The sequence below is a fragment of the Desulfococcus sp. genome, from assembly GCF_050178255.1.
GTDB lineage: Bacteria > Desulfobacterota > Desulfobacteria > Desulfobacterales > Desulfococcaceae > Desulfococcus > Desulfococcus multivorans.
On sequence record NZ_JBFXGG010000092.1, the window covers coordinates 1 to 12,134 of the forward strand.

Genomic DNA, 12,134 nt, shown 5'->3' on the forward strand with positions numbered 1-12,134 from the left:
GAATTCGGATTTTGCCGGCGGTCGCGGACGGCCGGCGGAAAAAAATGAACAAACATTTGTAATTTGTATTGTATTTCGGTATGGAATGGTATCTGGTATAATCTTTATTATTAATGTCATTATTTCAAAGGAGCGCAGCATGAAGATCAAAGGATTGTTAATCGCCGGTATTCTGGTCCTGACCTGTATGACAAGTGCCTATGCCCTGGAAACCGGATTCGGCGTCGGCCCCGGCGACGTCCTGGAGATTTCGGTATGGAAGGATGAGAGCCTGAGCCGCCAGGTGGTGGTGCCGCCGGACGGCATGATTGCATTTCCGCTCATCGGCGACGTCAATGTCCGGAACATGACCGTCACGGAGATCCGGAAAAACGTCACCCAGCGGCTGAAGGAGTATGTCCAGGACGCCGTCGTGACGGTGATGCTCCTCGAAATCAACAGCACGAAGGCCTATGTCATCGGAAAGGTCAACAACCCCGGGGTGTTTCCCATTTCAATGGACACCAGCGTCATGCAGGTCCTTTCCATGGCGGGCGGACTCAATCCCTTTGCGGCTGAAAGCCGTATTCACGTTCTCAGACGGCAGAAGGACAAGACCCTCAAGTTCCCGTTTGACTATAAGGAGGTGCTCAAAGGAGAGAACCTCAATCAGAATATCACCCTCCAGCGGGGGGATGTCGTTGTCGTGCCGTGATGTATCCGTGCCGAATCACCCCTGCCTGCCCCGGCAGGCAGACGATTTTTCGGGATCACGGCATCGGACGGCCGTGGCTGATCGCTAATTTCTGGTTGTGAAATGAAGGTGGCATGATGACGGATATCAAACGGAAGTTGTGGGTCGGTGCGGTGCTGATGTTCAGCCTTGTGATGCCGCTGTCGGCATCCGCGCAGGACATCCGCTTTACCCCCCGCCTGGGCGTCACGGGGGAGTACAACGACAATATCCTTTTTCTCAGAAACGACAGGACCGACGATTTTATCCTGAGCCTCGCTCCCGCCCTGGAGCTGGGCTACAACACGGAATCGCTGGCGTTGAACTCCCTGGCCGGCATTTCTTTCAGGAGATATCTCTCGGAGGATGACTACGACAGGGAGGATTATTATGTTTATCTGAATGGAACATACCGGATGACCGAGAAAATGACGGTGAACGGGCGGTTCAATTACATTCAGGATTATGCAGCCGAGTCGCGGATCGTCGATCTGGCGGAGCCGGATGTCGACTTCGATGAGCTTCCCGTCGATCCGGGCATCGAAACTTTTTTTTCGGAACGGAAGTACTACAGGGCCTGGGCGGGCATGCAATATCGGCTGACGGAAATCTCGGAGCTGGGGGTCAAGTACCGGTACCTGAGGAATGACTACGACCTCGAAGAGAACAACGACTATGACCGGAATGTCGTCGATCTGACTTACTTCCGGGCGCTCAATAACCAGAGGGATCGCATCGGGCCGAGGCTGGGCTATACCTATAACGACTCCGACATCAGCGAATACGACAGCTACAACCTGGCGTTGGCCTGGCATCATCTGTTTACCGAGACCCTGAGCCTCTACACCGATATCGGCGTCCGATACACCGAAGAGAGCTTCAAAGACAGCAATGTAGAAGACGACGACTGGGGCGGCACGGCCAACATATGGTTGACGAAACGGGGCGAGACCCGCGTGCTGGACCTCGGTTTCAGCCATGACATCGGAACGGCGTCGAACGGCCGGGCCGTCAATGTCTCCCGGCTTTTCTGCCGGTTGAACCAATTCATCACCGAACGATTATATTTTGATTTCAAAGGCAATTTTTTTGTGACGAATGAGGACAATTATTCCAACTTCGACGATGTCGAAATCTTTCTGGATGTCATTCCCTCCCTGCGATATCAGATGACGGAGGATCACGCCGTCCGATTGGCATACAGCTATACGATCGATTATGACAGGTCCCTCGAAGACGATCGGGACAGGCATCGGAATCGCGTCTGGGTCATGTTCGAATTCGGCTTTCCCAACACTTTATGATACATATATACAGGCAAGGCAGGCAACAATCATGGCAGATCAAAAATTGGAATGGAAGGACGTCAAAAGTTTCATCCGGAGGCGGAGGCGATCGTTCATTATCGCTTTCCTGATTACCTTCATCTCTTTCGTCATCCTCGCGCTTGCGCTGCCTTCCATTTATCGCGGGGAGACGACGATCCTGATCGAGGATCGGCAGATTCCGGAGAACCTGGTTCAGTCGACCATCACATCCTATGCCGAGGAGCGGCTGAACGTCATTCAGCGGCAGGTGCTCAGCAATGATCGTCTCCGGGACATCATCGAGGAATTCGACCTGTATCCGGATATCCGGGAGGCGGAAGGCATGGGGGCTGCCATTGGGGCCATGAAGGAAGCCATCGGGCTCGAACCCGAGAGCACCGCTTTCATGGATCCGAAAACCGGCAAGCCCATGAGCGTCACCATCGCATTTCTCCTCTCGTATGCAGGGCGGGATCCTGAAACGGTCCAGAAGGTGACGAACGTTCTCGGCAGGCTCTTTCTGGAGGAAGAAACCCGGATCAAGGAGCGCATCACCGGCGCCACCACCGATTTTCTCATGGCCGAGGCCGAAGCCCTGAAAGCGCGAATCCAGGAACACGAACAGAAGATTACCGCATTCAAAAGCGCGCACTTCGGTGAATTGCCCGAGCACAACAAGGTGAATCTCGATGCGGTTGCGCGGTTGGAGCGGGAACTCGACCAGATCGATATGCAGATTCGCAGTCTCCAGGAACAGAAGATCTCCCTTCAGGGCCAGCGGATGAGCGTCGATCCGTTGATGCCCGTTCAGGTGGACGGTCAGAATGTGGCGAGAAATCCTTCGGAGCAGCTCAAATCCCTGCGTCTCAAGCTGATCAGTCTGCAATCGGTTCTGTCGGACAAACATCCGGACGTCAAAAAGCTCAAGCGTGAAATCGAGAAACTGGAAGGCCAGGTCGGGGCGTCCGGCGTCAGCGGGGAGGAGATCAAGCGGCTCGACGACCTGAGAGTGCGGCTGGCCGGGCTGAAAAGCCGTTATGGCGCCAGGCATCCGGATGTCGTCAAGCTGGAAAAGGAGATCGACATCCTGGAGCGGTCCATCGCCGGCCAGAGAAGAAGCGGTGATACCCGCAGAATGGCGCGGGAGGTGCCCGACAACCCGCTGTACATCAGCCTGACGACCCAGATCGCCTCCATTGACGCCTCCATCGCCGGCCTCGTGAGCGACAAGGCGAGCGTTCGAAACGACCTCGCCAGATATCGGCAGCGGATCGAGACTGCGCCGATGGTTGAAAAAGAGTACGGTGAGTTGACCCGGGATTACACCATCACCAAAGAGAAGTATGATGAAATCATGAACAAGCTGATGACCGCGAAGGTGGCCCAGGGGATGGAGGAGGGGCAGCATGGTCAACGGTTTGAAATCAAAAGCCAGGCCTACCTGCCGACCAAGCCTTACAAGCCGAACCGAATCGCCATTATGCTGCTGGGCTTTGTCCTGGCCTCGAGTTTCGCGTTCGGGGTCGCGGCGGTTCGGGAATTTTTCGATCACTCCGTCAAAAACGACAAGGAGTTGAGCGAACTGGTCAGCGTTCCCGTGCTGACGGTCATCTCCAATGTCCAGACAAGACAAGAGCGCGTCAAGGGAATGCTTCGGGGACTGGCATGGGCTTTCGCCGTTTTTGCGGTTGTCCTGATCGGCGCGAAAGTCCTTGACGAATTTGTGCCCATTCGGGAGATATGGGATTCGATGATTCTTAATGCGAAAAATATGTGACGACAGACACTATGAGCAAATTGAAGAAAGCCTTGGAAAAGGCCAAAAGCGAATATCCGAGCATCCAGCTTCACACCCCTGAAAAACGTGAGGTGACGCCCATTCCCGTTCCGGGCGAACCTTCCGTTCCGCGGCGTGAGGTGAACGTCAACTACTCCAATACGAAGGTCCGGCCGGTATCTCATGACCAGCTGAGGCAAAACAAGATATTTGCCTTGTTTTCACAGGAGAAGGTCAACGATCAGATCAAGACCCTCCGGTCTCAGGTCCTGAACAAACTGAAAAAACTCGGGGCCAACGATTTCATGATCACCAGCGCCAACCCCGGCGAAGGCAAGACGTTCACGAGCATCAATCTGGGGGTCAGCATCGCCCAGGAACTGGACAAGACGGTCCTCATCGTCGACACCGATCTTAAGAATCCGGCAAAGGATCACTATGATTTTGCAAAGGATTTTTTCAGTGTCGATGTCGAGACGGGTCTCGCGGACGTGCTTCAGGGAAAGGTCGATCTCAACGATGCCCTGATCAACCCCGGCATCGACAAGCTCACCATCCTCCCGGGGGGGACTTATCTTCACAATTCCTCGGAGTTGCTGGGTTCGCCCCAGATGGAACGGCTTGTCAAGGACATCCGGTCGCGGTACAAGGATCGGATCGTCATCTTTGACGCCCCTGCCGTCCTGGCCTGTTCGGATCCGTTTCAACTGACCAAATTCGTCAAGAATGTTCTTTTCGTCGTCGAGGAGGACAAGACCACCGGCGACGATCTCCGAAAAGCGCTCAAGCTCTTGACCGATATCGAGATGATCGGCATGGTGCTGAACAAATCGAGGACGAACTGAAACCACTATGTATGAAAAATTTTATGGGCTGAAGGAAAAGCCTTTCCAGATTCTTTCCGATCCGGCCTACCTCTTCATGAGCAAGGTCCACGAGAGCGCGTATACCCATCTCGAATACGGTATTCTGGAGAACAAGGGCTTTGTGGTCATCACCGGTGAAATCGGCTCCGGCAAAACGACCCTGATCAACTATCTTCTCGAAAAGATCGAGACGAATATCACCACGGCGCTGGTCAACAACACCCTGGTAAAACCCGCCGATCTGCTGAAAATGCTGTGCCAGGATTTCGAGATCGAGGTCAAGGGGCTGGACGAAACAGAGCTCATGACGGCGTTCTATCAGTTTCTGGTGGAGCAGTACACCCTGGGAAAGCGGGTTATTCTCATCATTGACGAAGCCCAGAATCTCAGCCTGGAAGCCCTGGAGCAGGTCCGGATGCTGTCCAATTTCGAATTGGACAAGCAGCACCTCTTTCAGGTGATCCTGGTCGGCCAGCCCGAGCTGCGGTACAAGCTGCGGCAGAAGGCCCTGGAACAGCTTGCCCAGCGGGTTTCGGTGCATTACCACATCAGCGGCCTCGACGCCGGGGAGGTGGTCGACTACGTCAAGTATCGCCTCAAGATCGCAGGGGTGGAGGGCCGGGACATCTTTCAGGAGGATGCGCTGGAGGCTGTCTGGGCCTATTCGCGGGGGATTCCCAGGCTCATCAACATCCTGTGCGACACTGCGCTGGTGTATGGTTTTGCCGACGGACTGGAGACCATCGGCCGGGACGTCGTCGATTCGGTGATCCGGGAACGGGAAGTCGGGGGTTTCAATCCACTGAACGTTAAAGAGGATGATGAAGAGGGTTACGTCGGATTCGATGAGGGAGGGGGGGCTTCCGCACCGGATCGTCGATTTCCCGTCGAACGGAAGCTCGAGATGATTGAAAACCGTCTCGACGATCTTGAAAAGCGCATGATCAACCTGATGGACGGCAGCGGGAGGCGCGACCAACTCATCCTGGAGCTTTTCAACCTGCTTCAGGACAATTTGAAAGGCCGATACCGCATTTTAGGGAAATTGCATTCCAACGGCCGCAAGAATCACAACAAGCAGAGTTCGGAGCTCATGCCGGTAAAAGGGGACGTTCGCTTCCGATTTTAACCGCAGGGGACGATGCAGGGTGTCGTCCGCATCGATGTGACGTGAAATGATGTCACGGAAATCCCGCGGATTGACACCGCAGGTCATTATCTGGTATTGCGACGGGGGAGTCAGGAAAGGCCGCAGCTTTCAGGCGCGGATTCCGGCTCCCCCGTTGTCGTTGGTGCCGCCGTTACGGCGTGATGTCCCGCGTTTTCAAGAAAGGAGATGGGGGGATATGTCCATATCCATGGGCTGGCTGGTGCTGCCCGCCGCTTTTGTACTCGATTTCTTCATCGGAGATCCCCAGTTCGCTCACCATCCGGTGCGCTACATGGGCCGGGCCGTCGCCTTCATGGAGCCGCGCTTTCGACGGCTCCCGATGCCCCTTGCAGCGTCCGGGGGTCTTTTTGCCCTTTTCCTCGTTTTGGGGACCTGGGCTGCCGCCGCACTCGGGATCGCGGGGGCCGGCCTCGTATCCCCCGTGCTGCGGACGATTCTGGAGATTGTTCTGCTCTATTTCTGCATCTCCTCCCGCGGGCTTTCGACGGCCGCCCTTGAAATCTACGGCCTTCTCAGAACCGGGGATCTCCGGAAGGCCCGTTCCAGACTCTCCCTGATCGTGGGCCGGGAGACCCAGACGCTTTCCGAGACCGGGGTCGCCAGGGCCGCTGTGGAGACGACGGCGGAAAATCTCGTGGACGGATTCGTTTCACCGCTCTTCTTTTTTCTGCTGGGCGGCGTGCCGTTGGCGGCGGCCTACAAGATGGTGAACACCCTCGATTCCATGGTGGGGTATAAAAACGACACCTACCGGGCCTTCGGCATGGTCTCGGCCCGCATCGACGACGTCGCAAACTACCTGCCTGCCCGGCTGGCCGTCCCGGTCATCGCCCTGGCGGCCCAGCTCCTGAACCGCCGCGGTATCGGGGCCTTCCGGAGGGCCGTTCAGGAGGGGCGACGCCACGGCAGCCCCAACGCCGGTTATGCGGAAGCCGCCTTTGCCGGCGCCCTGCAGGTGAAGCTGGGGGGGCCCAACATCTACCACGGCAGGCGCGTGGACAAGCCGTATATCGGGGGCGGCTTTGCCGATGTCGTTCCCAGGGATATCCCCCGGGCGTGCGACCTGATGGAACTGGCGGCGTTTTTGTGGTTTGTCGTCATCGGGTTCGCGGGGATGTTCACTGCGGTATTGGGGGGCTGAGGGCTCATGACGTCTCTTCCGGATCCGTCCGGAGCCTATCCGCCGCCGCCCCTATCCGTGAAGGGACGGTACCCGTTCAGGCTGGGCACGACCTCCTTCATCTACCCGGACGATTACCTCCCCAACGTCCAGGTGCTGGGGCCTCATCTCGATGAGATCGAGCTGTTGCTGTTCGAGAGTCGCCGGGCCGACAGTCTGCCGTCCGGAGCGACCATCGACGCTTTGGCCCGGCTCTCCGCCGAAATGGATGTGGGCTACAACATTCACCTGCCCACGGACGTCTCCCTTGCCGCCGAGGATCCTGACGAGCGGGCGCGGGCCTCGGCCGTGCTGGGGCGGTTCGTCTCGGCGACGGCGCCGCTCTCGCCGTCGGCTTACGCCCTTCATCTGCCGTTCGATGGGGGAGCCACGGACCCCGACGGGATCGGGCGTTGGCAGGCAGCCGCGGCTCAGGGAATCGGCCGTCTCCTCGAGACCGGCGCTCCGCGAAACCTGCTCGCCGTCGAGACCCTTGACTATCCTTTCGCGTGGGCGGCACCCCTCGTGGAGGCCTTTGATCTCTCCGTCTGCATGGACATCGGCCACCTGATCCTTTACGGTGTCGATCTTGCCGCGTTTTTCAAGCGCTTCCGACGCCGCATCCGTCTCATCCATCTCCACGGCGTCCGATTCACCAGAGACGGCGCAGGCCGGGACCACGTGGGGCTCGAGGAGATGCCTCCCGAGCATTTCGCCGCCGTCATGGCGATTCTCAAGGATTTTGACGGCGTGGTCTCCCTGGAGGTTTTTTCCCATCGGCACCTGGCCCCGTCGATGAAACATCTGGATGCAGCCTGGACGGCTGCCGGGAGAAAGTATACACCATGATGCTGGTTTCGGACAATCTGCAGATCACCCATCCCGACATCGACCGTGCGGTCCGGACGCTGGATCCCGCGCCCATTCAGGACCTGGTTCGGCGGTGCGTCGCCGCGGGCGCCGATGCGATCGACATCAATTCGGGTCCCCTGGTGCGGGAGCCCGAGAAAAAGATGGCCTTTCTGGTGGCGGCAGTCCGGTCGGTCACCGACCTGCCGGTGTTCCTGGACACCACCAACCCGAAGGCCATGGAATCCGGGCTTCGGGCCGCGAAGGGCCGGACCGTCATCAACGGATTTTCCCTCGAGCCCGCCAAACTGGAATATATCCTCCCGCTGGCCGGGAAATACGACGTCGACATTATCGGGTATCTGCTCTATCCCAACAGCCACGTTCCCGGCGACGAATCCGAGCGGCTCGGCGTGGCCGTGACGCTTTTCGAAGCCTTCCAGAAGGCGGGGGGCAATCCGGAGCGGCTGATCATCGATCCCATCGTCGCTCCGGTCATGTGGGAGAACGGCAACCGTCAGAACATGGCCATCCTCTCGGTGATCCGCACCCTGCCCGACCTTCTCGGGTTTCCCGTGAGAACCGTCGCCGGTCTCTCCAACCTGACGACGGGCCCGGGACCCCGGGACCGGAAACGGCGTCTCGAGGCCGCCTATCTTCCCATGCTGGCCGAGGCGGGCCTGACCATGGCCCTCATGAACGTCCTCCACACCGAAACGGTGCAAACGGCCCGTGCCTGCGAGGCCCTGATCGGAGACCGGATCTTTACCTGGGCCGGCTGGTAGGATCCGGCATCTCCGGCTACCGGCCGAGTTTCTCCAGGGCCGCGTCGACCTTGGCGTTGATGGCCAGGGTCATCTCCTCGATTTCATGGATCAGCCCGGCTGTCTCGTCCATCCCGTGGGCTCGTGCCTTCTCGGCCCAATCCCCGTAAGTCCGGGCGTGATCGGCATTGTGCCGCCGCCAGTGCGTCAAAAGTTTCTTCATCTTCTCTTCAAAAGACATGGCCTCAGGTTCGGGCGGGTGAGGCTCATGGCCGTGATGATGCGTTTCGTGATCGTGATGGTGATGATCTTCGTGCTCGTGGTGATGGTCGCCGTGATCGTGATGGTGATGATCTTCGTGGTCGTGGTGATGGCTCATACGAGGTCCTCCTCTATCCGGGATTGACAGCGATGTCCGACATGGCATGCGGATGATCTCCCTTTCCCCGACGAACGGGGCGGGACGATCTTCTGGATATCCCGAACGGCGGCTCCTGATCAAGGAAAATTATGATATGCCGCTTCCCTGAGTACGCCGGATCAACCGGAGCATGTTCCGGTTGATGGAGAGCGCGCAGCGGGAATGGACGTATTCATGGGGGGTCTCCCGGAACGGCACGTAGACCGGCAGTGCCGCCGTGGGTGTTACGGACGTGCCCTCCAGCCTGGGGATGATGCGATTTTTCGGGCGCAGGAGCGCCGCCGTGAGGACCTTGAGGGCCGCGACCGCGCCGGCGGCGGGAAGATTGACGGGAATGAGCCCGCCGTCGGGGATGCCGGGGTTGACCGACGCCTCGGGCTGGGCCGTTGTCATGGTGCGGGCGGTCTGTAAAAAAGCCTGGGGCGAGAGGCTGAATGCGGGCACCCAGAAGTGAAACGGTCTCTTCTCCCAATCCTGTTGAATCACCCGGGGCAGGTTGGCCTGCCGCACGAAGTCGGCGTAGGACGACAGGGGGATCCCTGAAATGGTCGCCGTGATCCGCCAGAACGGGAAATAATGCCGTGCCGCCGATTCGGCATCGGCAAGAAACGCACATCTCATCCGGGTCAGGCCGTTTCGACCGGCCCGCCAAAGGGACCGGCATTGGGGGCAGGACAGGAAGACGGCCGCCTTCTCCGCCGCCATGTCCCATCCGCAGTTGGGGCACAAAGTCGGTACAAACCGGATCGACCCGTCCGGGGCTTCCGTCGGGATGTCGTTCAGATCGCCCCCGACCCGATGGCCCGGCGCCGCCGGGCGGTTCAGGACCCCGTCCATCAGGGTGTCGCCCAGGGCATAGAAGGGCGCGTAGATGAGGGTGAGGGTTTCGCCGATAAGGGCCGTCACGGCGGCGGATTCCGTAAAGACGGCTTGGAAGCGGGTGTTGAAACGGGAGACCGCCGCGGCGGGGGAGACCGAAGGGACGAGAAATCGCGCCCCGTCATGGGCCGCGGCCGGCCGCAGCGTCATGACCTGGCTTCTCAACCCCAGGCTCTCGGGAAGGCGGGGAACGGAAACGGCCGGCTGGGTATGGTCCGCCACACGCTGCCGGACGGTCGTCGCCGTACACGAGAAGAACATGCCGCGACACCGCCAATAGGGGACATAGACAAGACACGTTCCTTCCGGAGCCGTGTGGGGCAGCATGTAACGGAAATGATCCCGGGGCACCAGGTAGGAGGCCGTTCGACAGTAGTCGCAGGTAAAGATCCGGTCCGCCTCCCCAAGGCATGCCGGTGCCCCGCACTGGGGGCACTGGTGCTCGACGCGGAATCCGGTCACATCCGCTCTCCGCACTGGTTGCAGAAAATGGCGCCGGGGAGGTTTTCCGCCCCGCATGCGCCGCAGGGCCGGTTCAACGGCTTTTCCGTCGTCGAACAGCCGCACCGGGGGCAGAACCGGGCGTTGGGGGTGAGGTTCTTTCCGCAATTGGCACACTGGGAGAAGATCACCTGCTGATGGCCGCATTGGGGACAGAAGCGGGCGTCTTCCGGAATCCGGCTCCGGCATTCAGGACAGGCAAAACCGCTTCCGGGTTCAGGCGTCCGACCGCCGGAAGCCGAAGGGGCCAGATATTGGGCGAACATGGCGGGCATCATCAGCCCGAGGCCCGCGCCCATGGTATCTCCGGCCCCGGATCCCGCAGCCTTTTCCACGGCCATGGCCGCCTTCATCCGCAGCAGACGATCCATATCGCCGATGACCTCCATGCGGCTCTGGTCGTCGATGGCCTGCTGCACCTCGGCGGGGGGCGTCACGGCGCCGATGTAAAGATGGGTGAGAAGGAGGCCGAAATGGCCGAAATCCTCCTGGAGGCGCCTGGAAAGACGCTGTGATATGGCATCGTACCGGGCCGGAAGCCGGGCCAGGGTGTCCAGGACCTCTCCGAGGGTGTCGTTGAAGCGGGAGACGATGACCTGGCTGAGGTAGGCCGAAACATCCGCCATGGTGTAAACCCCCTGTGTGCCCACCATGCGGTTGATGAAAAGGACGGGCTGGACGACGCGGAGATTGAAGACGCCGTAAGCCCTGAGCCGGATCAACCCCAATGCCGCGTCCTTGAAGGCCACGGGATCCCGTGTCCCCCATTTCAGGTTGGTGAAGGTCTTCATATTGACGAAGTAGACCTCGGCCCGTAAGGGACTTGTGAACCCCCAGGGCATCGCCGCGATCTTGGTGAGCAGCGGGATGTTTGCGGTTTTGAGGGTGTGGCGGCCCGGACCGAAAACCCCCACGGCCTTTCCCTGGTAGAAAAAGACCCCCGCCTGGTTCTCCCGAACCGTCAGCTGCGCCCCGTACTTGATCTCTCCCGAACCCGCCTCCGGGATCCGGTGCACCAGAGCCTTCCCCGTGTCGTCGAACCATTCGATGTTTTCCAGAAATAACCGATTGTCCGTATCGATGACAGGTTCCTTTCAGACGCGGTCGGCAGGGGACCTCAACCGTCTCCTGCCGACTGGTTATATTGAAAACTTGCTGAAAATATAGCTGAATGCCGCGGTTTTGAAACTCCGATCCGGATGGGCCCAACGCCTTCGGCGGCGGTGGACGACATCCTTTCACGGACGGATCGGGTCAGGGACAGGGGGTGATGCGCTTCACAGCCTCTCCCGAATTGGGGGGGGAGTCGACTTTGATTTTGAGATCGGCGCTGTCTCCAATGCCCAGACCGGATACATAGGTAAGAATATACTGGTCCTCCAGCAGAAGATCGACCAGTTGCTGATAGACGTTGCCGAGATTGTCCGATGTCGGGGCATCGTAGAATTGGCCTCCCGTATCGGCGGCCATCTGTTTAAGAACGACGTTCTGGATGTTTCCGAGCCCGATGGTGAAGACCGGAATGCCCCCTGTATTGGCGGTTGTAATGACATCATCGAGCGTGGTGACGGGAACGCCTTCCGGTTTATCTTCTCCGTCGGTTACAACGATCACGGCTTTCCGGGGATTGCTTCTTCCCGCCGTCTCCTGGGCGGCCAGTGAAACGGCGTCGTAAAGCGTGGTTTGCCGGCCGTTGTCCCAGTCTGCGTATATCGCGTTCAACAGCAG

The 12,134-nt window shown here is 59.0% G+C and carries 13 protein-coding genes; 9 read left to right on the forward strand and 4 right to left on the reverse strand.

What is annotated here, in order from left to right; all coding sequences use genetic code 11:
* Positions 1-139 precede the first annotated feature (139 nt).
* The 8 genes from AB7S84_RS13625 to AB7S84_RS13660 all read left to right on the forward strand — a co-directional run bounded on the left by AB7S84_RS13625 (position 140) and on the right by AB7S84_RS13660 (position 8,626).
* The gene (locus tag AB7S84_RS13625) at positions 140-694 is read left to right on the forward strand and encodes a polysaccharide biosynthesis/export family protein (protein WP_020877815.1); all 555 of its coding nucleotides are present in this window, start codon (positions 140-142) and stop codon (positions 692-694) included.
* Between the two features lie 113 nt (positions 695-807).
* Entirely contained in the window at positions 808-2,016 is a 1,209-nt protein-coding gene (locus tag AB7S84_RS13630) for an outer membrane beta-barrel protein (RefSeq protein WP_428155038.1), read from the forward strand.
* A gap of 31 nt (positions 2,017-2,047) precedes the next feature.
* Positions 2,048-3,796: a GumC family protein gene (locus AB7S84_RS13635; protein ID WP_428155040.1), complete on the forward strand. Its 1,749-nt coding sequence runs from the start codon at positions 2,048-2,050 to the stop codon at positions 3,794-3,796.
* Between the two features lie 11 nt (positions 3,797-3,807).
* Positions 3,808-4,641, forward strand: a complete 834-nt coding sequence (locus AB7S84_RS13640; protein WP_020877812.1) for a CpsD/CapB family tyrosine-protein kinase — start codon at positions 3,808-3,810, stop codon at positions 4,639-4,641.
* A gap of 7 nt (positions 4,642-4,648) precedes the next feature.
* Positions 4,649-5,791 carry an ExeA family protein gene (locus AB7S84_RS13645; RefSeq protein WP_020877811.1) on the forward strand — a complete coding sequence of 381 codons (1,143 nt, stop codon included), beginning with the start codon at positions 4,649-4,651 and terminating at the stop codon, positions 5,789-5,791.
* A gap of 217 nt (positions 5,792-6,008) precedes the next feature.
* Positions 6,009-6,974: an adenosylcobinamide-phosphate synthase CbiB gene (cbiB, locus tag AB7S84_RS13650; RefSeq protein ID WP_428155043.1), complete on the forward strand. Its 966-nt coding sequence runs from the start codon at positions 6,009-6,011 to the stop codon at positions 6,972-6,974.
* A 6-nt stretch (positions 6,975-6,980) separates the two neighbouring features.
* A complete protein-coding gene (cbiR, locus tag AB7S84_RS13655) occupies positions 6,981-7,841 on the forward strand; it encodes a cobamide remodeling phosphodiesterase CbiR (RefSeq protein WP_428155046.1) in 861 nt (286 codons plus the stop codon).
* Positions 7,838-8,626 (forward strand): dihydropteroate synthase, encoded by a 789-nt coding sequence (locus tag AB7S84_RS13660; protein ID WP_428155048.1) that lies wholly within the window; start codon positions 7,838-7,840, stop codon positions 8,624-8,626. The genes cbiR and AB7S84_RS13660 overlap by 4 nt, the downstream gene beginning before the upstream one ends.
* 16 nt (positions 8,627-8,642) lie before the next feature.
* On the opposite strand, the gene AB7S84_RS13665 is transcribed toward AB7S84_RS13660, so the two are convergent.
* Positions 8,643-8,828 (reverse strand): hypothetical protein, encoded by a 186-nt coding sequence (locus AB7S84_RS13665; protein ID WP_153302761.1) that lies wholly within the window; start codon positions 8,826-8,828, stop codon positions 8,643-8,645.
* A gap of 45 nt (positions 8,829-8,873) precedes the next feature.
* On the opposite strand from AB7S84_RS13665, the gene AB7S84_RS13670 reads away from it, so the two are divergent.
* A complete protein-coding gene (locus AB7S84_RS13670; RefSeq protein ID WP_153302760.1) occupies positions 8,874-9,011 on the forward strand; it encodes a hypothetical protein in 138 nt (45 codons plus the stop codon).
* Between the two features lie 102 nt (positions 9,012-9,113).
* Here AB7S84_RS13670 and AB7S84_RS13675 read toward each other — a convergent pair whose 3' ends face one another.
* From AB7S84_RS13675 to AB7S84_RS13685, 3 genes are all read right to left on the reverse strand, one after another.
* Positions 9,114-10,367 carry a hypothetical protein gene (locus AB7S84_RS13675; protein WP_428155051.1) on the reverse strand — a complete coding sequence of 418 codons (1,254 nt, stop codon included), beginning with the start codon at positions 10,365-10,367 and terminating at the stop codon, positions 9,114-9,116.
* Complete coding sequence (locus AB7S84_RS13680; RefSeq protein ID WP_428155053.1) at positions 10,364-11,422, reverse strand: SPFH domain-containing protein; 1,059 nt, start codon at positions 11,420-11,422, stop codon at positions 10,364-10,366. The genes AB7S84_RS13675 and AB7S84_RS13680 overlap by 4 nt, the downstream gene beginning before the upstream one ends.
* A gap of 238 nt (positions 11,423-11,660) precedes the next feature.
* On the reverse strand, positions 11,661-12,134 hold a 474-nt coding region (locus AB7S84_RS13685), incomplete at its 5' end, for a vWA domain-containing protein (protein ID WP_428155055.1).

Coding starts and splice junctions, on each gene's coding strand:
- AB7S84_RS13665 (WP_153302761.1), bottom strand. CDS start 8,828: ATGAAGAAACTTTTGACGCACTGGCGGCGGCACAATGCCGATCACGCC.
- AB7S84_RS13645 (WP_020877811.1), top strand. CDS start 4,649: ATGTATGAAAAATTTTATGGGCTGAAGGAAAAGCCTTTCCAGATTCTT.
- cbiR (WP_428155046.1), top strand. CDS start 6,981: ATGACGTCTCTTCCGGATCCGTCCGGAGCCTATCCGCCGCCGCCCCTA.
- AB7S84_RS13660 (WP_428155048.1), top strand. CDS start 7,838: ATGATGCTGGTTTCGGACAATCTGCAGATCACCCATCCCGACATCGAC.
- cbiB (WP_428155043.1), top strand. CDS start 6,009: ATGTCCATATCCATGGGCTGGCTGGTGCTGCCCGCCGCTTTTGTACTC.
- AB7S84_RS13670 (WP_153302760.1), top strand. CDS start 8,874: ATGGCCGTGATGATGCGTTTCGTGATCGTGATGGTGATGATCTTCGTG.
- AB7S84_RS13630 (WP_428155038.1), top strand. CDS start 808: ATGATGACGGATATCAAACGGAAGTTGTGGGTCGGTGCGGTGCTGATG.
- AB7S84_RS13625 (WP_020877815.1), top strand. CDS start 140: ATGAAGATCAAAGGATTGTTAATCGCCGGTATTCTGGTCCTGACCTGT.
- AB7S84_RS13635 (WP_428155040.1), top strand. CDS start 2,048: ATGGCAGATCAAAAATTGGAATGGAAGGACGTCAAAAGTTTCATCCGG.
- AB7S84_RS13640 (WP_020877812.1), top strand. CDS start 3,808: ATGAGCAAATTGAAGAAAGCCTTGGAAAAGGCCAAAAGCGAATATCCG.